The sequence below is a fragment of the Mesorhizobium sp. M1A.F.Ca.IN.022.07.1.1 genome, from assembly GCF_003997575.1.
GTDB lineage: Bacteria > Pseudomonadota > Alphaproteobacteria > Rhizobiales > Rhizobiaceae > Mesorhizobium.
In genome coordinates this window covers 1-19,450 of sequence record NZ_RZST01000030.1, presented here as the reverse complement: position 1 = coordinate 19,450, position 19,450 = coordinate 1, and the positions used below count along the sequence as shown (strand labels likewise).

Annotated in this window: 20 protein-coding genes; 10 read left to right on the top strand and 10 right to left on the bottom strand. The window is 66.9% G+C overall.

Annotated features, from left to right (window positions below):
* Positions 1-397 precede the first annotated feature (397 nt).
* The 4 genes from EOA75_RS06265 to EOA75_RS33920 all read left to right on the top strand — a co-directional run bounded on the left by EOA75_RS06265 (position 398) and on the right by EOA75_RS33920 (position 2,221).
* Positions 398-1,330, top strand: coding sequence for a hypothetical protein (locus EOA75_RS06265; RefSeq protein WP_095801433.1), 933 nt, complete (start codon positions 398-400; stop codon positions 1,328-1,330).
* 157 nt (positions 1,331-1,487) lie between these two features.
* Positions 1,488-1,580, top strand: a complete 93-nt coding sequence (locus tag EOA75_RS06260; protein WP_082953784.1) for a hypothetical protein — start codon at positions 1,488-1,490, stop codon at positions 1,578-1,580.
* A gap of 102 nt (positions 1,581-1,682) precedes the next feature.
* Positions 1,683-1,775 (top strand): hypothetical protein, encoded by a 93-nt coding sequence (locus EOA75_RS06255; RefSeq protein WP_082953785.1) that lies wholly within the window; start codon positions 1,683-1,685, stop codon positions 1,773-1,775.
* Positions 1,776-2,083: 308 nt separating this feature from the next.
* Entirely contained in the window at positions 2,084-2,221 is a 138-nt protein-coding gene (locus EOA75_RS33920; protein WP_156751039.1) for a hypothetical protein, read from the top strand.
* Between the two features lie 782 nt (positions 2,222-3,003).
* On the opposite strand, the gene EOA75_RS06250 is transcribed toward EOA75_RS33920, so the two are convergent.
* The gene (locus tag EOA75_RS06250; RefSeq protein WP_127323876.1) at positions 3,004-3,897 is read right to left on the bottom strand and encodes a LysR family transcriptional regulator; all 894 of its coding nucleotides are present in this window, start codon (positions 3,895-3,897) and stop codon (positions 3,004-3,006) included.
* A 134-nt stretch (positions 3,898-4,031) separates the two neighbouring features.
* Here EOA75_RS06250 and EOA75_RS06245 point away from each other — a divergent pair, with 134 nt between their 5' ends.
* Both EOA75_RS06245 and EOA75_RS34885 read left to right on the top strand, forming a co-directional pair.
* Positions 4,032-5,465 (top strand): MFS transporter, encoded by a 1,434-nt coding sequence (locus tag EOA75_RS06245; protein ID WP_245466574.1) that lies wholly within the window; start codon positions 4,032-4,034, stop codon positions 5,463-5,465.
* A gap of 311 nt (positions 5,466-5,776) precedes the next feature.
* Positions 5,777-7,354, top strand: coding sequence for an alpha/beta hydrolase (locus EOA75_RS34885; RefSeq protein WP_245433093.1), 1,578 nt, complete (start codon positions 5,777-5,779; stop codon positions 7,352-7,354).
* 95 nt (positions 7,355-7,449) lie between these two features.
* Here the strand turns inward: EOA75_RS34885 and EOA75_RS06235 are convergent, their stop codons facing one another.
* Positions 7,450-7,851 carry a low affinity iron permease family protein gene (locus EOA75_RS06235; RefSeq protein WP_127323874.1) on the bottom strand — a complete coding sequence of 134 codons (402 nt, stop codon included), beginning with the start codon at positions 7,849-7,851 and terminating at the stop codon, positions 7,450-7,452.
* Positions 7,852-8,145: 294 nt separating this feature from the next.
* On the opposite strand from EOA75_RS06235, the gene EOA75_RS06230 reads away from it, so the two are divergent.
* Positions 8,146-8,337 carry a hypothetical protein gene (locus tag EOA75_RS06230; RefSeq protein WP_066999471.1) on the top strand — a complete coding sequence of 64 codons (192 nt, stop codon included), beginning with the start codon at positions 8,146-8,148 and terminating at the stop codon, positions 8,335-8,337.
* Positions 8,338-8,440: 103 nt separating this feature from the next.
* Positions 8,441-8,752, top strand: coding sequence for a hypothetical protein (locus EOA75_RS06225; RefSeq protein WP_127323873.1), 312 nt, complete (start codon positions 8,441-8,443; stop codon positions 8,750-8,752).
* A 53-nt stretch (positions 8,753-8,805) separates the two neighbouring features.
* Here EOA75_RS06225 and EOA75_RS06220 read toward each other — a convergent pair whose 3' ends face one another.
* The 5 genes from EOA75_RS06220 to EOA75_RS06200 form a co-directional block, all read right to left on the bottom strand.
* Positions 8,806-9,273, bottom strand: coding sequence for a MaoC family dehydratase (locus EOA75_RS06220; RefSeq protein WP_082953788.1), 468 nt, complete (start codon positions 9,271-9,273; stop codon positions 8,806-8,808).
* A complete protein-coding gene (locus EOA75_RS06215) occupies positions 9,270-10,565 on the bottom strand; it encodes an NAD(P)/FAD-dependent oxidoreductase (RefSeq protein ID WP_127323872.1) in 1,296 nt (431 codons plus the stop codon). The genes EOA75_RS06220 and EOA75_RS06215 overlap by 4 nt, the downstream gene beginning before the upstream one ends.
* A gap of 24 nt (positions 10,566-10,589) precedes the next feature.
* On the bottom strand, positions 10,590-11,816 hold the full coding sequence (locus tag EOA75_RS06210; RefSeq protein WP_127323871.1) for an NAD(P)/FAD-dependent oxidoreductase: 1,227 nt from the start codon (positions 11,814-11,816) through the stop codon (positions 10,590-10,592).
* Between the two features lie 167 nt (positions 11,817-11,983).
* A complete protein-coding gene (locus EOA75_RS06205; RefSeq protein ID WP_095783432.1) occupies positions 11,984-12,562 on the bottom strand; it encodes an OsmC family protein in 579 nt (192 codons plus the stop codon).
* 261 nt (positions 12,563-12,823) lie between these two features.
* Complete coding sequence (locus EOA75_RS06200) at positions 12,824-13,060, bottom strand: DUF1127 domain-containing protein (protein ID WP_164746786.1); 237 nt, start codon at positions 13,058-13,060, stop codon at positions 12,824-12,826.
* A 192-nt stretch (positions 13,061-13,252) separates the two neighbouring features.
* On the opposite strand from EOA75_RS06200, the gene EOA75_RS06195 reads away from it, so the two are divergent.
* Together EOA75_RS06195 and EOA75_RS06190 are read left to right on the top strand one after the other, a co-directional pair.
* Entirely contained in the window at positions 13,253-14,635 is a 1,383-nt protein-coding gene (locus EOA75_RS06195) for a nodulation protein NfeD (RefSeq protein ID WP_127323870.1), read from the top strand.
* Complete coding sequence (locus tag EOA75_RS06190) at positions 14,632-15,396, top strand: slipin family protein (protein WP_095801424.1); 765 nt, start codon at positions 14,632-14,634, stop codon at positions 15,394-15,396. Before EOA75_RS06195 ends, EOA75_RS06190 begins: the two co-directional genes overlap by 4 nt.
* A 168-nt stretch (positions 15,397-15,564) precedes the next feature.
* Here the strand turns inward: EOA75_RS06190 and EOA75_RS06180 are convergent, their stop codons facing one another.
* From EOA75_RS06180 to EOA75_RS06170, 3 genes are read right to left on the bottom strand one after another with little or no spacing between them, the layout of a single operon-like run.
* Positions 15,565-17,853 (bottom strand): xanthine dehydrogenase family protein molybdopterin-binding subunit, encoded by a 2,289-nt coding sequence (locus tag EOA75_RS06180; protein ID WP_127323868.1) that lies wholly within the window; start codon positions 17,851-17,853, stop codon positions 15,565-15,567.
* Positions 17,850-18,833: a xanthine dehydrogenase family protein subunit M gene (locus EOA75_RS06175; RefSeq protein WP_127323867.1), complete on the bottom strand. Its 984-nt coding sequence runs from the start codon at positions 18,831-18,833 to the stop codon at positions 17,850-17,852. The genes EOA75_RS06180 and EOA75_RS06175 overlap by 4 nt, the downstream gene beginning before the upstream one ends.
* Positions 18,830-19,297: a (2Fe-2S)-binding protein gene (locus tag EOA75_RS06170; protein ID WP_245466576.1), complete on the bottom strand. Its 468-nt coding sequence runs from the start codon at positions 19,295-19,297 to the stop codon at positions 18,830-18,832. Before EOA75_RS06170 ends, EOA75_RS06175 begins: the two co-directional genes overlap by 4 nt.
* Positions 19,298-19,450: the final 153 nt, after the last annotated feature.

The window sequence follows — 19,450 nt, the reverse complement described above, 5'->3', positions numbered from 1 at the left end:
AGGCGACTTTCCCCCTCAATTGACCGGCCCGAAGGCCCGCGCGAACCGCGCGGCTTTGCGATCCGCGCGGGCAGGCGCCGGCCCCGCCGGCGGCGCCACGCCCCAGCCCTCAGGCTGGCCGGGTGGCTGTCTGGTTCGGCCCTTGTCCGGCCGTTTCTGTTCTGCCTCGCCGATCCGGGCAGAAGCCCGGATCCTTCGGAGCGCGCTAGAAATGCAGGTCCAGTGCAGGCGGATGGCTTGGCCTGGATCGTCTTGCGGCGCTGCTGCGGAGCCGGCGGGACGGCTTGCTTGCTCCTGGTTGCACTGCCCAGTGAGCTTGCGGCGGCCGTGAAAGCATGATCTTCGCTCGAACAAGAGGCCAATCCCGATTCTGTCGGGACGGAACAGGTGCAGCCGGATGGCACTGAACATCGCGCAGAAGTTACGACTGACTTCGGTCGTGCTGGGAACCGCCAGCCGCAAGGATCTGGCGGCGGCGTTCCGAGCGGTCAATCCGAAGACGGCTTTCGATATCGGCCGCGCCGACAAATGGCTGCAAGGCCGCGCCCAGCCTCGCGAGCACAGCGTCTACGAAGACTGGGCGAAAGTGCTGCGCCTCGAGCGACCCGGCGCCTGGATCGCCGAGAGCGATCTGCCGAGCTTCACGGCCGCGATCGCGGCTCGGCACGGCATCGACGCGACGGAGCTCGAACGCCGCGCCCACGCGCAGGTCGAGGCCTCGCCCGGGCATGACGACAAGGGCACCGGGCTGGCGCTTGCCGGGACCTATGCCTGCTATTCGCGCGCCTGGTCGCCTTACTATCGCGGCCAACTCATCAGGGGCCGCCTGTCGATCGAGGCCGGACCCGGCGCGCATGCGTTCACCGCCACATATCGCGAGACATTGCCGACCGGGCAGTTGCAGCTCGGCGGGCCGGTCACGCCGGCAAAGCGCAGCCTCTACCTACATCTGAAGGAGGTGGGCGGCGAAGCGCAGTTCTTCCTTTGCCTGTTCCCGCAGACGCAGCCGGTGAGCGTGCTCGGCGGCTATATGGTCGGCACCGCCATCATCGGCCCGGAGGCGCAGCCCTCGCTGACAAGAATCCTGCTGGTGCGCCTGCGCGATGCGCCAGCCGCCGAGCAATGGGGCGGGTACCTGCCGCCGGGCACCTCGATCGCCGCCGATCTCGCGAGCCTCGGCATCGTCATGGAGCACCCGGAAGCGGTCGACCGGCAGCTCGGCCAGTTCCTCAGTGCGGACAGCGACGGCGGCGTCAACCAAATCCCGCCGTCCGAGTACCGCGCCATCCTCGACGTGTTCGACCGCCATTGGCTGCAGCACGCGGGCTAGGAACGAACCTCAGCAGGCTCGATGTTGCCGGCTCACCATAGCCTGCCCGCATTCGGTTGCAGCCGGCTCGCTTTGCACGCATCTCACGAAAACGTTTTTTGACAAAACGGCACTTCCCTTGCGTCTTGAGGCGGCAAATTGGGCAAGGGGCATATCCATGAAGAAGATCTATGAGAAACCGGTGCTGGTGAAGCGCCAGAAGCTGTCGAGCGTCGTTGCCGGGTCGTCGGCCCCGCTCCCGCCGCGCTGACCTAAGCAACAGCCAGCAGGGCAAGCATTCCCGGGCTAAGCTTGACAGGGCGGCCGCATCGCGTTCACCTGCGCAGGTCGTTGACCCGCCCAGGAATGGACGATGAAGAAGACTTACGAAAAACCGCGGCTGCAAAAGCGCGGCAGGCTGTCGGCCGCGACCGCCGCCGCGCCGTCGTCCGGCTTTACCTTCTGAGGCGAGCCAGGCCGCCCTGCGGCACTCCTTTGCGGCGGTCCGAGATCGGTCGAAACTATTGGCTTTGCCACGGCGCACCAATCGGCGTACCCTGCCGTATCGCTGGTAACCACCCACCGGACACCATTGGCGACTGAGAGACGTTGATCCGCGCTCCCATCTGAACAGGGAGAGCGGCATGCTCGAGAACAAGAATCCCCACTTGCCCGCGCGGGCACGCGGCCGCAGATTTCCAGGACCAACTGATAGAGGAGAGCAGAAGGGCGCTGATCCGCTCTTACGACCTGTTGCGTCGTACGGAGCGCCTGGTGAACGCTTCCGGCCGCAAGCTTGATGGTCGCTCCCCGGCGGCGCTCGCCCACGCGAAGCGTCTTCAGGTGGGAATTGCGATCAAGAAGACGTACAGCAAGCCGACGCTTGAAAAGCTGGCAACGGTTCGTCAGTAGCGGTCTGGGCACCCTTTCTGAGCCTCGTACGCGAAACCTCGCGCCGCTGCCGGCCAGGAGCGGGCGGTACACTACGCAAGTGCCCGCCCGTCCGGCGCCGCCGCCAAGCTGCTGAAACCCCGTCCGTCCCCAACAGCAACGGTCATGGCGTAACCAGTCACTGCGGATTGCCATTGGCCCGGCTGGCTGTCAACGTCGGCGGCGGCGCCTCCGGAACAGCGTTTTTTTCCGTTGTGCAATGCCGAAATCGGGCTGCCGCATTTCCGCGGTTGCCGCGCCGGCAGGCTCCGAAATGGCGGATTTCCGGGCTTTTCGGCCGTTGCGGCAAGCGACACGAATGTTGCCGCCTACACGTTTGAATAGGCTGGTTTTTCACTGGTTGAGGCGTTTTGAGGTCCGGTTGTCAACCTGACTTTTTTTGGGCGCATTTCGGCAACGCAGCATTGGCGGGCAAACGGCAGTGAATTACCCGTCGCGCTAGCGGTTTCGTCGCCCCTCAAAGACTGCGGAGAGGAACGCTGCCGCTCTGTGAACCGCTTCATGATGCGCACATGCAGGGATGCTAAAATTCGCCATCCGATGAGGGTGGGCGATCGGTTGCTCGAAGTGTCCCGGCGCAGGTCCTGGCGGGCAGATCGGGCAGAGGTGCTCGCGCAGCGACGGAGCGGGGGTTCTTGTTGGGCGTCCCCCCGCTCCGTCCCGGCGTGTCGGTCTGTCGGCGCGGCGTTCCTTCGCGCCTCGCCTGCCTGCGTGCCGGTCGCCGCGAAAGGAGATCGGCTGTCTCACCGCCCTCCGCACACCTCCCTCACCAGGCCCCGCAGCCACCGATGCGCGGGGTCGGCGTCGAGGCGCGGGTGCCATAGCAGCGAAATGGTGAGCCCGGCGAGCTTCACCGGCAATGCGAAGGTGAGCAGGCCTTCGCGCAGCTTGCCGGTATAGCGCTCGGGCACCGTGGCGATGAGATCGGAGCCGCGCGCCAGCGCCAGCGCTTCCGCGAAGCCGCCGACCACGGTGGCGATCGTCCGCGTCAGCCCGGCGAGTTCCAGCGCGTCGTCGATAGGCCCGCGATCCAGCCCGCGGCGCGAGATCAATATATGCCGGCCGGCGGCGAAGCGGGCGGCGGTGATCTTGCCGTCGCACAGCGGATGGCCGCTGCGCACCACGCCGACGAAACGGTCGCGGAACAGCGCCTGCGCCCGCACCTCGGGGCCGGTCGAGCCGCCGATAACGCCGGTCTCGAGATCGACACTGCCTTCGCGCATCGGCGCGCTGTCCTTGTCGGGCTTCGGCACGAAGCGGAGCTGCACGCCCGGCGCTTCCTCGGCGACGCGCGCGAGAAGGGCAGGGCCGAAATTTTCCACAAAACCATCGCTGTTGCGCAGCGTGAAACTGCGCGCAAGCCGCTTCAGATCAAGGCGTTCGGCGGGGCGCAGCACAGCCTCCGCCTCCTTCACCAGCCGGCCGACATCCGTCCCGAGCTCGATGGCGCGCGGCGTCGGCACCAGGCCGCGCCCGGCGCGGACCAAAAGCGGATCGCCGGTCACCTCGCGCAGTCTTGCGAGCGCGCGGCTCATTGCCGACGGGCTGAGCTTCAGCCGCCGCGCGGCTTTCGCGACACTGCCTTCGGCGATGAGCACGTCCAGCGTGACGAGCAGGTTGAGATCGGGTCGCGACATGGCGCGATCTTAGCACGTCCTCGATGCAGTGACAGGGCGTTTCATGCACTATTCGAGTGCAAATGCTGCGCGTTCCGCCGCATCGGCCAGGCACCTATTGTCCCGGCAAGTTCCACCCGAGCCGGAGAAGAACCATGGCCGATATCGCAGATCCACGCGCCGCTCCCGCAAGGCGCTCGGCAAGCGGCGCGCTGGTCAGCCTGTCGCTGGCGATGCTTTTGTCCTCGCTCAGCACCAGCATCGCCAATGTCGCGCTGCCGACGCTGAGCACCGCCTTCGCAGCATCCTTCCAGGCGGTGCAATGGGTGGTGCTAGCCTATCTGCTTGCCATCACCGCGCTCATCGTCAGCGTCGGGCGGCTTGGCGATCTCGTCGGCCGCCGGCTGCTGCTGGTCGCCGGTCTGGGCCTGTTCAGCGCCGCGTCGCTGGCGGCCGCGCTTGCGCCGTCGCTGCTGTTGCTGGTCGCCGCCCGCGCCGCTCAAGGCCTCGGCGCCGCGGTGATGATGGCGCTGACCATGGCCTTGGTCGGCACGACGATGCCGAAAGAGCGTACTGGCAGCGCCATGGGCCTGCTCGGCACCATGTCGGCGATCGGCACGGCGCTTGGGCCGTCGCTTGGCGGGGTGCTGATCGCTTCCCTCGGCTGGCGCGCGATCTTCCTCGTCACTGCCGGGCTGGGTGTCGTGGCGATGATCCTCGCCCGGCGCTTCCTGCCGGGCGATCAAACCGCGATGATCCTCCGCAATGAGGCGCAGGGCGTTGGCCCGCGCTTCGACGCGCTGGGCACGTTGCTGCTTGCCTTGACGCTCGCCGCCTATGCGCTGGCGATGACGGCAGGACGCGGCCATTTCGGCGGCACGAACATCGCGCTGCTCGGCATGGCCGGTCTCGGCGCCGGCCTGTTCCTCTATGCGCAGCGGAGAGTGACGTCGCCTCTGGTCAAACCAGCGCTGTTCAGCGATTCGGTGCTGGCGCCGAGCCTTGCCATGAACGGGCTGGTCTCCACCGTGATGATGGCGACGCTTGTCGTCGGACCCTTCTTCCTGTCGCGCGCGCTGGGCCTGGGCGACGCGCAGGTCGGCGCCGTGCTGTCGATCGGCCCGGTCGTCTCGGCGCTGTGCGGCGTGATTGCCGGCCGCATCGTCGATCGCCTGGGCGCGTCCGCCATGGTCGTTGCCGGGCTGGTGCTGATGACCATCGGCTGCCTCGCACTCACTCTGCTGCCGGCGCTGTTCGGCATCGCCGGCTACGCGGCGGCGATCATGCTGCTGACGCCCGGCTATCAGCTCTTCCAGGCGGCGAACAACACCGCCGTCATGGCCAATGTCGATAAGAACGAGCGCGGCGTTGTCTCGGGCATGCTCAGCCTGTCGCGCAATCTCGGTCTGATCACCGGCACGGCGATGATGGGCGCGGTGTTTGCGTTCACGGTGGGCACTGGCGAGGTCGGCGCCGCGGCACCGGAAGCAGTCGCCGGCGGGATGGGTTTTACGTTCGCAGTGGCGGCGGGTTTGGTCGCCCTGGCGGTGGCAATTGCGTTGGTTGGAGGTTTGCGAAAGCGTCGGTGACATCCAATCTCCCCCCCTTGCGGGGGAGATGTCCGGCAGGACAGAGGGGGGTCGTCTCACTTGGATTGCCAACGCCGTCTGATGTCGGGGGGAGCGCTGGCGCTTCACGCGAAGCGCCCCCTCTGGCACCTTCGGCGACAGCTCCCCTCGAAGGGAGAGTACGCATCGCCGCCAATGCAACCCATTGCACATTCCCCGCGCCCGTCTTGCCGTATCGGCTTCCGTAAATTAGCCGATTTTGATATTCCGTTGCGGTCTTCTCCCGCCGCATCGACGAGGAGCCAGATGGCAGTGGAAGGGTGCCCGGCCGGATGACCGACGCTCCGCATAAGGGGCTGCTGGACCTGTGCGTGCTCGGCGACTTCCAGGTGGTCCGCGACGGCGCGCTGCTCGACCTGCCGCCGTCGCGCAAGACGAGAGCCTTGCTTGCCTATCTCGCCGTCACCGGCAAGGCGCATCAGCGCGAGCGGCTCTGCGAAATCTTCTGGGACATTCCCGACGATCCGCGCGGCGCCTTGCGCTGGAGCCTGTCCAAGATCCGCCAGGTGCTTGGCGAGGACGAACCCGCTCTGGTCGCCGACCGCAACACTGTCTCGCTGAAACTTGGCACGGACTATGCCCGGCTGCTGCCGCTGGTGAAGGCCGATCTTTCCATGGCGTCCACGGAAGAGCTGGAGGCCGTGGCCGGTTCGATCCGCGGCGATTTCCTCGCCGATCTTTCGCTCGAGCGCTGCTTCGAATACGAGGCCTGGCGCGCGGGCGTCGCCAGCGAGGTCGAGATCGCCGAGCTCGGCATGTTGCGCGAGCTGATCGAGCGCCTGGCCGGCGAGCCGAGGCGTGCGTTGCCGCTTGCCCGGCGCCTGCGGCGGCTGCTGCCGGAGGATATCGGCCTGGCGGAAGAGATCGCGGCGCTGGAAGAGAAGGTGAGGGCGGCAGCCGCCCAGCCGACGGGACGTTCCGCGCAACGCGGCGCCACGGACGTGGCCCAGATGCAATCACCTTCGCCTTCGCTCGCCAAGGCGCCGACGCCCGCGCAGGATCCCGGCCGCGCCGTCCATTTCTGCCGGGCTCGCGACGGCACAAGGCTTGCTTTTGCCAAGACCGGCAGCGGCCCGCCCATCCTGCGCGCCGCGCATTGGATGTCGCATCTGACCTTCGACTGGGACAGCCCGATCTGGCGGCACTGGATGAGGGAACTGTCACGCCGGAACCAGTTGGTGCGCTACGACGAGCGCTGCAATGGCCTGTCGCAACGCCACGTGGCCGACGTCTCGTTCGACACGATGGTGTCGGATCTCGAATGCGTCGTCGAGGCCGCGGGGCTCGATCGCTTCACGCTTCTTGGTCTGTCGCAGAGCTGCGCGGTTTCGATCGCCTATGCCATACGCCACCCCGAGAAAGTCTCGGGCATGATCCTCTACGGCGGCTACGTCAAAGGCTGGCGGGCGCGCGGCGACCCCGGCGAGATCGCCACGCGCGAGGCCGTATCGACGCTGATGCGCGAGAGCTGGGGCAAGTCGAACCCGATGTTCCGCCAAGCCTTCTGCTCCATGTTCATCCCCGGCGCCACGCACGAACATTTCGCCTGGATGGACGATCTGATGCGGCGCACGGTTTTGCCGGACGACGCCTGGCGCCTGCAGACTGCCTTTTCGGTGATCGATGTCAGCGAGCTGCTCGAAAAAGTGCGGGTGCCGACCCTGGTGCTGCACGCGCGGGAAGACAATGTTGCCCCGGTCGAGTCCGGCCGCACCATGGCGGCGGGTATTCCCGGCGCCAGCTTCCTCGAGCTGGAAAGCCAAAACCACATCCTGCTTGAGGGCGAGCCGGCCTTCGACGAGTTCGTCGCCCACGTCCGGGCCTTCGTCGCCGGTACGGCAGGTTCCTAGGAAATCTCCTACCGCGATCGCGTAATTTAATCTTGGCGTGGGAAGCTTATCTTTGGGTGGCGGCGGTGCCCATTCCGCCCCCTTCGGCCGGTGCTTCAGCTATCCCAACGCCCCCCGCCCGCTGCGGCACCGGCCTCATTCGTCTCGTTCTGCGATGCCGCCTCGGCCGAGCCGGCTTCCGCTTCGCGCTCCAGCTCGACCAGCTTCGACTTGATCTCTTGCGTGTCCGCATGCTCGAGCCCAACCACGTCATTGCGTGTCTGCCGCAGCGCGATCACGATCTCGTCGAGTTTCGCATGGATGGCCGCCGTGTCCCGGTACCCCTGGATAAGCACGATCCCCGTGATGATGATGGCCGCTGCCGACAGGGCATAGGTCACCGTGTTGGTAAGTCCGAAGGGTACGAGCAAGGTGCACGCAACCATCGCGATAACCATCGCATAGAAGCCGGGCGGCCTAGACAGAAAATCGGCGAGGATGAAGAGGAGCCGATTCATGGGCGACGCTATGAAAGCAGGAACCCGGCTATCAGCACGGTGAGGACCATCGAGGCCGGCACGGCAAGCAGCCAGCGAGCCTCCAGGACACTGTTGGTAGGGTCTTCCATATTTATCCTCCCATCGGCGAATTGCTTGCCGGCAAACGGCGACCAAAAGCGTTCGTTCCACTCATCGGCCAACCGTCCGAAGCGCCGTCGGACTGAAGTCCGGAAAGCAAAGAAGAGGATCGACCGCCGCAACCTAAGTCATGCTTCCGCATTTCTGACGCGCCATTGCATCGGGAGGCGATATATGACCGACGGACTTGCGGACGATCTGGAAGACCAGCCATATGAAACAGCGTCCTTCGCCAGCAAATACGGGCTCTCCGACAAGCTTGCCAAGGCCATGTTGATCGCGAACGGACCGTCGCGACGCGCCTGCGACGCCGCGGCGAGCACTTACCTCAGATATGTTGCGCTGCGGCGCGAACGCCCGAAATGACCTTCGCTGCGTTGCTGCCGGGCAGCCCGATCCAGGCCGGAACCAAACAGACCGGCAGGGGTTTATCCGGCGAAGGGACGCTCCACCAACCAGGAATATTGCAATGAAAACAGTGCTTCTCGCAGCGTTGGCGCTTTGCGTCGCGGCACCCGCCGTCGCATCCGCCGCCGAGGCCGATGTGGTCATCACGACGCATCACAGGCACCATTACCATCACCGTCCCGCCATCGTCATAAATGAGGAAGGCCACCGCCTTCATCATCGCCATCACGGCACCGTCGCATTCTATGACAACGGCCGCCGCGCCTGGCATCGCCATCACCGCTCGGATAGCGTCGTCGTCACGAGCTCAGTCGAGCGCCATCACCGCTACCACCGTCGTCCGGTCACCGTCGAAAGCGACACCGACTATTGACGGCTATCGGCCCGGCTCGAGAACCGACAGCCGGGCCGAACCGTTGCCGGCGATCATTTGTCCGCCTCGCCCCCGGCGAGCGGCACGGTGAACACCGTCGCGGTGCCGGTGAGACAAAGCTCGCCGGCCTCGTTGCGCACCGAGGTCTCCAATTTCGTGATCGGCTTGTCGGCGCGCACGTCCTTGACCTCGACGCGGCCGGTGATCAGTTCGCCGACGCCGACCGCCTTGACGAATTTCCAGGAGACTTCGAGGAACACCGAGCCGGGCCCGGGAAGGTCCTCCGCGACCACCGCGTTCAGGATGCCGGAGGTGACGCCGCCCTGCACGATGAGCTTGCCGAACACCGAGGCCTCGGCCAAGGCCTTGTCGTAGTGCAGCGGGTTGCGGTCGCCGGTCATCTCCGCGAAGGCGTCTATATCCTGCGGTTGCGTGCGCCGCGAACGCTCGGCGACGGCGCCGACCTGCGGCCGCCCCTTGATGACGCCTATCCACCCGTCCTTCATCAAATGTACGGTCATGGTCTTACTCCCGTTCGGTTGCGATAGAGGCTCGAGCCCGCCATTGCCTGCGGTTCGTCCTTGTTTGCCGGCGCTCGATAAGTCGCCAGCTCGCTCATGGCGGGCACGGCGCGGCGGACCGGCATCGGCTGTGCGGCGAGCGCCCGGACCTCGGCCTTCATAACCGCGCTGAAGCGGCGGTGCCGCTCGCCGATATCGGCCAGCGACCAGTCGAAGCCGGCAATGGCGTCAGTGGTGTCGAGGATCTGATGGGCGAAGAGATCGCGCTCCTGCTGCCAGGTCGCGAAGGCTGCTTCCGATCCGTCCAGGATCGCCCGCGCCAGGCTCTCGGCGTCGCGCAGCGCGTCGGCAATGCCATGCGAGGTGAGCGGGTCGCGGAAGAAGCCGGCATCGCCGACCAGCGCCCAGCCTGGTCCGTGAGCGTGGCGGATGTAGCCCGGCACGCCGCGGAAAGCCTGCAGGCGGGCATCGTCGGGCGCCCGGCTCGCCTGTTCGGCCAGTGCCGGCGAAAGCGCCTCGAGCACCTCCATGCGGGCGCGGAAATGATCAAGGCGGAAGCGCTCGTCGAACAGCTTGGTCGGCACCGAAGCGACGATGCAGGCCAGCCCGGCATTGGTCGGAATGAGGGAGCCGGCGATGCCGTCGCGGAAATACCAGTGATAGCCGGCGCCGGGTTCGACCGGCGCGTAGCCATAAACATGGGCAGCCGAGACCGTGCCTCTTCTGAGCACTTGCGCGTCGCAGCATTTCGCCACCGTGGAGCCGATGCCGTCGGCGCCGATCACGATGTCGGCGCTTAAACGTAAGGCCGCGCGGCCGGCGCCGCGGATCTCGACGCCGCGCACGCGTCCGCGCGTGTCGGCAAAGAGGTCGCCGACCGCCACGTCGTGCAGGAACTCGGCGCCGGCCTTGCGCGCGGCATCGACGAGCATGCGGTCGAGCACGGTGCGCCTAGGCGCGATCAGCCCGGGAAGATCGGGCCCGGCATTGAGCAGAATGGTGATCTCCTCGTCGCCATAGTGGAACGTCGTTGTCTCGATCAGCGGCGTGCCGGCCCTGAGGAGCGGTTTGAGCAGGCCCCAGCGCGACAGCTGCAGCACGGCGGGCCGCATCAGCGCGTGCGTCGACAGCGTGTCTGAGCCGTAGGGCCGGCGCTCGATCGCCAGCACCGTCAGGCCGGCGCGGGCAAGCAGCAGCGCCGTCGAGGCCCCGGCGCAGCGCGCACCGACGATGATGGCGTCGTAATGGGCGCGCTTGGGCGTGGGCGGCAGGGAAATCGCGGTCGTTGGCATCTCCGGTGTCCTCACGGCGGCCTCTCAGGCGGCTTGGCGACCTTTGCGGTCGAGATAGATGGAGACCTCGGCGGCGATCGCTTGCGCGTCGACGCCGGCGCCGCCGATGAAGTTGGAATCGCGCTTGCGCAGGAAGCGGAAGCCGAGCGCGTAGAGTCCGGGAACGCTGGTGATCCCGCCGCGGTGCGCCAGCTCGCCATCCGGCCCGACCGCCGACGGCTCCAGCCAGTCGAACGAGCGGGCATAGCCCGTCGCCCAGATCACCGTGCCGGTCGCCCCCTCCGTCAGCGAAAGCCGCTGGCGGCGCGCAGAGGGCGTCGGCACCGGCTCGCGCCGGCCGGGCCGCGCGGCGCCGGCGAAGCGGTCGATCTCGGCAAGCAGCCGCCCCTGCTTCGCGTCCGCCGCCGCGATCTGCGCGGCAAGATCGTCGGCAAAGGCGATCTCGCGGTTGGCTATGCCGCGCACGCGGCCGGTGAGCTCGACGCCGAGGGCCTGCAGTGTGGCAAGGTCGACATTGGCCTTGTCCGGTCGTCCGGCGAGTTGCAGCGAGGGCTGCCGCCTGGCGCTCTCCGGATTGGCAAGTCCGTCGAGCGGCTGGGCCATCACGCCCATCTGACAGAGCCAGAAGAAGATGTCCTTGCCGCGCCACAGTCTCGGCAGGCGCGTATGCTTGCCGACGGACAGCATCACCCGCCGGCCGGCGCGCGCGAGCTCGTCGGCGATCTGCACGCCGGAAGATGAGGCGCCGACGATCAGCACCCCGCCGGGCGGCAGCTCGCCGGGAGAGCGATACTGCGAAGCGTGGATATTCAGCGGTCCGCCTCTGGTCTCGGACACAAAGGGCATCATCGGCCGATCGCAATGCCCCGTCGCCACCACTACGACCCTGGCCAACCAGTCGCCGGCGCCGGTGGCGAGCGCGAAGCCGCCGCCGGTCCGCCTGCAGGAGGTGACCTCGACCTTGCATTCCACCGGCACCTGCCAGCGGCTTGCATACGTTTCGAGATCATGGACGAACACGTCCTTTGTCCTGAAGCCGTCGGGGTCCGGGCCGTCATAGGGCGAGCCGGGCAGGCCGTTCAGCCAGTTCGGCGTCAACAGCCTCAGCGATCGCCAGCTCTGCGTGCGCCAGCGCTCGCCGATGCGGCCGCGCTCCAGCACGACATGGTCGATTCCGGCGCGGCCAAGGCAATGGCTGAGCGCAAGCCCGGCCTGCCCGCCGCCGATGATGACGACGTCAGCATGTTTCATGGCTCTGTTCCGAGGCCCTGGGAGAGACGGTCCGGATTTCTCCGAACCGTCGCTTCAGCTAACGCATTTCGCCCAGAAGTGTGCAGCGGTTCTGGGACAACGACATGCGTCAAAACAAAGAACTAAGGCGCGTCGCCTGAACCGTTTTCAGGACGACGCGCTTTAGGTCACTGGATGGTCTTGATGCCGACCGTGACCGGCACTCCGTTGGTCAGCACGTCGAACACGGCCGAGCGTGCGCGGGCCTGCTCGACCAGCTGCTCAAGCTTCTCGGCCGGCGCGTCGCCCTCGACCTCGAACGACACCTGGATGTTCTGGAAGCCGTTGCGTACCTCGTCCGAGATGCCGAGGATGCCGCGCAGGTCGATGTCGCCGTCGACCGAGCACTTCACGCTGGTGAGCTTGATGCCGCGCGCGGCGGCGATGTTGGCGAGCCCCGCCATCAGGCAGCTCGCCAGCCCATGCAGCAGCCACTCGACAGGGGTCGGGGCGTTGTCGGCGCCGCACAGGATCGCCGGATGGTCGCTGTCGGCATAGAAGGGCTTCTCGTGCTTCTGCTCCTGGCCGGCACCGTGGAAGCCATGCATGACGCTCTTGCTGTGGGTGCCTTCGATCCATTCGTTGTGGGCGCGGAACTGGAACTTCGCCAGCTCCGGCTGACCGGCGACGAAATTGATGGTCGCCAGGAGGTTCGGTGTGTCGACGCCGTTGAGCGGAACGCGGGCAGGTTTGGTGCTGGGTTGCATGTGACTACTCCGAAGGTTGCTTTGCGGCTTGGTTGCCGTGACGGCTTCCTTTCTGACGCCGATGCGTTTGAACGAGAGTGGATGGCAGCGTGGAATTTCTGATACGCCCACCGTGGAAATTGCATCGCCCGTTTCATTTGGGCGGACAGCCCGCGACCGGTTCCAATGCCGGCAGTGCCTCGCGTCGGAACGCGAAAACCCCGGCGAGCCGGGGTTTTCACCAGCCGTCCGGCCGGCCGCCGATGCAGTCGTTCATCCGCTTCAGGCATCCGTCCTGCCGGCTGCGGCGAGCGCGGCGCGCGTGGACGTGTAGTGCTCGATCTGCGAGCGGCTGATGCCCATGTCTTTGAGCAAATAGTCTGGCATGGCGCGCAGCGCGGCGCGATCGCTGCGCATCCGCATGGCGTGATAGGCCAGCCGCAATCCGCGGCGGGCAGAGCCGAACAGGTTGAAGCCCGTGCGGTCGGTTTCGTACTGCAAACGATCCATCGTCGTCATTGTCGTCTCCATTGTTGCGAGCGCGTTCATTCGCGCCGTCGATGGGGACAATGACGTACGGGCGAGGGAGCCAGCGTTGGAGGCGACGTCGAAATTGCCGTGGAATCGTGAGGAGGGAGATTACCCGCTCCGCTGCCCTCATTGGACTTGCCCCGGCACAACCCCATATTGAATCCCAAGGAGCTTTGAGGCGTGAAACTCGCGCGGGTGGCCCTTCTGGCAGCGGCTTTCATGGCCGCCGCGGCGGTTTTCCCCTTCTCCTCGGCCGAAACGGCGGGGGAGAGGATGGCCTTGAGCATCGCGATTGACGGCGCCATCGGTCCGGCGAGTTCGCGCCAGCTCAAGGAAGCGCTCAAGACCGCGGCCGAGCGCAACGCCGGGGCTCTCATCCTTCAGCTCGACACGCCCGGCGGCCTCGTCACCTCGATGCGCGAGATGATCGCCGATATCCTGGCGTCCCCCGTTCCCGTCATCGGCTATGTCGCGCCCGCCGGCGGTCATGCGGCGAGCGCCGGAACCTATATCCTTTACTCGACCCATGTCGCGGCGATGGCGCCCGGCACCAATCTGGGCGCCGCGACTCCGGTCGAGATCGGCGGGCTGCCCTCGCTTCCCGGCGGTGAGAAGGACGACAAGGACACCGGGAAGCCAGCCGGGGACCCGATGACGGCCAAGGCGACCAACGACGCGGTGGCGCTAATCCGCTCCCTCGCCGAACTGCGCGGGCGCAATGGCGACTGGGGCGAGAAGGCGGTTCGCGAGGCGGCGAGCCTCTCGGCAGGTGCGGCGCTGCAGCAACATGTCATCGACTTCGTCGCCCGTGACACGGCGGAGCTGCTGCAGCTCGCCGACGGCCGCATCGTCGACGTGGCCGGCAAGAAAGAGGTGCTGGCGACGAAGGGCCTGGCCGTCGAGGTCCTGGATCCCGGCTGGTTCATCCGGCTTCTCGCGGTCATCACCGATCCGAACGTTGCCGTCCTCCTGATGCTGATCGGCTTCTACGGCATCGTCTTCGAGGTCACGAGCCCAGGTGCGGTGGCGCCTGGCGTCATTGGCGCCATCTGCCTCGTACTCGGCCTCTACGCGCTCGATCTCTTGCCGATCAACTATACCGGTCTCGCCCTGATGCTGCTCGGCGTCGCCTTCCTCATCGTCGAGGCATTCAGCCCGACAGTGGTGCTGGGTGTCGGCGGCGCGGCCGCGTTCCTGCTCGGCGCGGCCATGCTGCTCAAGGTCGAGGGGCCGGGCTTCGCCATATCGTGGGCGGTCATCGGCCCCGCCGCGGCGCTGACGCTGGGCCTCGCGCTGCTGGCCGGCAGCTATCTTTGGGCGGCGCGCCGCAATCCGCCGCGCGTCGGCGGCGGGGCCATGCACGGTCTTTCCGTGAACGTTCTCGACTGGGAAGGCGGAGAAGGTCATGTGCTGGCGCTCGGCGAGCGCTGGCGCGCCAAGGCCGAGGAGCCGATCGCGCCCGGAGATCGTGCTGAGGTGACCGCCGTCAGCGATCTCGTGCTGACGGTGCGGCGGCGTGGTGCAGGTCACAACGGAGCGGGAAACGACGGAGCAAAACGATGACGCTCGGCTATGTCGCCTATCTGATCCTCGCGCTGCTGGTGATCATGTTCCTGTCGGCGGCGATCCGCATCCTGAGGGAATATGAGCGGGGCGTGGTCTTCACGCTCGGCCGCTTCACCGGGGTCAAGGGGCCCGGCCTCATCCTGCTCGTTCCCTTCATCCAGCAGATGGTGCGCGTGGACCTGCGCGTTGTGGTGCAGGACGTGCCGCCGCAGGACGTCATCTCGCGCGACAATGTCTCGGTCAAGGTCAACGCGGTGCTCTATTTCCGCATCGTCGACGCCGAGCGGGCGATCATCCAGGTCGAGGATTTCATGACCGCCACCAACCAGTTGGCGCAAACCACGCTGCGTTCGGTGCTCGGCAAGCACGAGCTGGACGAGATGCTGGCCGAGCGCGACAAGCTCAACAGCGACATCCAGGACATCCTCGACCAGCGCACCGACGCCTGGGGCATCAAGGTCTCCAATGTCGAGATCAAGCATGTCGACCTGAATGAGAGCATGGTCCGGGCCATCGCCAAGCAGGCAGAGGCCGAGCGGCTGCGGCGCGCCAAGGTCATCAACGCCGACGGCGAGCAGCAGGCGGCGGCCAAGCTGGTCGAGGCCGGCCGCATGCTGGCGGCCGAACCGCAGGCCATGCAGCTGCGCTATTTCGAGGCCCTGCACGACATCGCCGGCGAGCGCTCATCGACCGTGGTCTTCCCGCTGCCGATGGATCTGCTCAGCCAGTTTTTGAAGGGCCAGAGCCAGGGCAAGTGATCTCCCCCCTCGAGGGGGAGATGCCCGGCAGGGCAGAGGGGGTCGGTCCGACTGGACTCGGCCTATTGCGACGGTTGTAGGTTGGCGCCCCACGCGCGGCGACCCCCTCTGTCGCCTTCGGCGACATCTCCCCCTCGAGGGCCCTCGAGGGGGGAGACAAGGCCGGCGCTAAATCAACTTCTCCAGCGTAATCGGCAGGTCCCGCACCCGCTTCCCCGTCGCGTGGAACACCGCGTTGGCAATCGCCGGCGCGACGCCGACGATGCCGAGCTCGCCGACGCCCTTGCCGCCCAGCGCCGAGGAATGCGGGTCGGGGATGCCGACCGAGATCGTCTGGATATCCGGGATGTCGGCATTGGTCGGCAGCATGTAGTCGGCGAGATTGCCGTTGACGATCCGGCCATGGCGGCGGTCGACGATGCCTTCTTCCAGCAGCGCCTGGCCGATACCCATGATGATGCCGCCCTTCCACTGGCTCTCCGCCAGCTTGGGGTTGTAGAGCCGGCCGGAATCGAGCGCCGACACGACGCGCGACACGCGCACCGTGCCAAAATCCTCGTCGACGCGCACCTCGACGAAATGCGCGCACCAGGAGTGGCGGGAATAATCGCCCTCGGTGTGTGGCAGCGCCATGGCGATGGTAGTGTAGTTGTTGTAGCGCTGCTCCGGCGTGAAGCTGGCCGGGACAGTGTCGCCCTTGGCCTCGATCTTTTCGCGACCGAGGGCGCGCATCAGCTCGGCGATCGAGAACTCCGGGCCGTCACCGCGCGGCGAGGCGATGCGGCCACCCTTCACTTGAAGCGTGTTCGCCTGCAGCCCATGGAAGGGCGAGCGCGGATCGGAGAGCGCCAGCCCGATCAGCTCGTCCAGCGTCTGGCCCGCCGCCTTGTAGACGGCGCCGGTCATGACCCCGGCAAGCCGCGAGCCGCCGGTGACGCCGGCGCGGGCGAAATGGGAATCCCCCAGCCTCACCGACACCTTCTCTACCGGCACGCCAAGCGTCTCGGCCGCGGTCTGCGCCAGGATCGTGTAGGTGCCCTGGCCCATGTCGATGGAGGAGCTCTCGACCTCGACCGAGCCGTCGGCCAGGAGCTTCACCACGGCCTCGCCATAGGCGCGCCGAACCGGATAGGTGCCGGCCGCGACGCCCCAGCCGATGAGCTGGTGGCCGTCACGCATCGAGCGCGGCTCGCGCGAACGCTTCGCCCAGCCGAAGGCTTCCGCGCCGGCGGCAAAGGCCTCCCGCAACTGCCTTGTCGACCACGCCTTCTTTGCGTGGGGATCCTGCTCGGCATAATTGATCAGCCGCATCTCCAGCGGGTCGATACCGAGCTCATGGGCGAGCTCGTCGATGGCGCATTCGATACCGAAGGCGCTCGGGTTCTCGCCCGGCGCGCGCTTCGCCCCCGGCACCACCGTGTTCACCCTGACCACATTCTGTTTCGAGGAGAAATTGGGCGTCGCATACATGATCGAGGTGACGGAGCCGAGCGGCTCGACCCACATGCCGTCGACCGCCGTCTCGTTGACGCCGCGATGCACGATCGACTGTATGCGGCCCGCCTTGTCGGCGCCGATCGCAACCGTCTGGCGCGTCGCGGCGCGGCCGCCATAGGAGGTGAAATTCTGCGGCCGGTTGAGCACCAGCTTCACCGGGCGTCCGAGCATCTTTGCCGCTGCCGCCGCCACCGCGCTGTGCGCGAGCGCCAGCGCCTTGGAGCCGAAGCCGCCGCCGATATAGGGCGAGACCAGCCGCACATTCTCGAACGGCACGCCGAACCATTCGGCATAGGTGCGCGCCATGCCGTCGAGCCACTGGCTCGGTTCCCAGATGGTGAGCTGGTCGCCCTCCCAGCGCGCGATCAGCCCGTGCGGCTCCATCGCCGCCTGGAACTCGCGCGGCGTGTTGTAGGCGGCGCAGACGCGCACCGGTGCCTCGGCGAAGGCGGCTTCGGGGTCGCCCCATTCCTTGGTCATGGCGTCGACCGGAATACCGTCGCTGCCGTCGCTCAGGTCGACGACTGCCGGCGTCTCGTCATAGCTGACCTTGACCAGCGCCGCGGCGGCGACGGCCTGCTCGAAGGTCTCGGCCACGACGGCAGCAATGTGCTGGCCGGAAAAGGTGACCTCGCGGACGAGCGGGCAATAGGTTTCTTCGGACGGCTGTCTGCCGAACCAGTCCGATGCCGAATTCAGGTCCATGATGGTGTCGGGCGTCAGCACCGCGAGCACGCCTGGCGCGGTTTCCGCCGCGCGCGTGTCGATGCCGGTGACCTTGCCGGCGGCAATCGTCGCGCCGACCAGCACCGCATGGGTCAGCCCTTCGAGCTGCTGTTCGAACGCGTAATGCGCGGCGCCGGTGATCTTGGCCGGGCCGTCGACGCGCGACAGGCGCCCGCCCACCGCTTCGAGGCGCGCGCTGTCAGAGCCTGCGTGTTTCATGTCATGAACGGTCATGCCGTTTCTCCCAATTTCAGGATGGCGCGCGCGATCACGCGGGGCGCCAATGCGATCTTGTAGTGGTTGGCGCCGTGGTCGACGGCGCCCTCCATGGCGAGATCGCTCGCCTTGCGAACGGACGCTTCGTCGAGCGGCTTGCCCTTCAGCGCCTCTTCGACGGCGCGCGCCCGCCACGGTTTCGTCGCGACGCCGCCGACCGCGACGCGGATGTCGCGTATGGTGCGGCCGTCGCTCTCGAGCTCCAGTCCGACGGCAGCGCTCGCCGCCGCGAACTCATAGGACTGGCGGTCGCGGACCTTGAGATAGGTCGAGCGCCGGGCCGCGGCGGAGCCCGGGATCTCGATGGCCGTGATCATTTCGCCGGGGCGGATGTCGTGCTCGCGTTCGGCCGTGGCGCCAGGGGCGAGGAAGAAGTCCTCGACTTTCAGCTTCCGCTCGCCGAGATCGACCTCGGCGTCGAAGGCGACCAGCGCGATGGCAAGATCGCCCGGATAGGTGGCGATGCAGGCGTCGCTGGTGCCGAGCACCGCATGGCCGCGCGTGACGCCGCCGATCGCCGAGCAGCCGCTGCCCGGCTCGCGCTTGTTGCAGGCCGGGAAGTTCTGCGGATCGCGGAAATAGGGACAGCGCGTGCGCTGCATCAGGTTGCCGCCGATGGTCGCCATGTTGCGCAGCTGCGCCGAGGCCGCCTGCCACAACGCTTCCGAAACCGCCGGGAAGTGGCTTTTCACCTCGGCGTTGTCGGCGACATGGCTCATCTTGGCCAGCGCGCCGATGACGGCGCGGTCGGCGGTTACATCAATGGCGTTGAGCCCCTCGATACGGCTGATGTCGATGACGGTGGCCGGTTCGGCGACGCCGCATTTGGCGAGATCGATGAGCGTCGTGCCGCCGGCAAGGAGCATGGCGCCGGGGAGGGCGGCCGCGTTGCGCGCGGCCTCGACGCTGTCGGCGCGAAGATAGGAAAAGTCTCTCATGAGCGGAACTCCCTAGCTGCCTGGCGGACGGCGGCGACGATGTGCGGATAGGCGCCGCAGCGGCACAGATTGCCGGCCATGTATTCGCGGATCTCCTCGTCGGAGCCGGCATGGCCCTCGCGGATGCAGGCCACCGCCGACATGATCTGTCCGGGCGTGCAATAGCCGCACTGGAAGGCGTCCTGTTCGAGGAAGGCGGCCTGCACGGCGTGCAGCGTGCCGTCTTCGTCGGCGAGCCCTTCTATTGTCGTGATCGAGCGTCCCTCGACCTGGGCGGCGAGCGTCAGGCAGGCCAGCACCCGCTCACCGTCGACATGAACGGTGCAGGCGCCGCACTGGCCCTGGTCGCAGCCCTTCTTGGTGCCGGTGAGGTGGAGCCGCTCGCGCAACGCGTCGAGCAGGGTAACCCGCGGCTCGATATCGAGCGCGTGGTCACGGCCGTTGATGGTGAGGTGGATGGACAAGGTGGTGGGGCTTGCGCCATTGCTGGCCTGGCCGTTCCTGAAATGGCCGTCTTCGGGAGGATCGATGATTGTCTGGCTGGTCATGAGGCGTCGGGCTCCGATTGCTGGACGCTAGGGGGAGGGAAATGGGGCTTGGGGGGAGAGGGGCAAGGC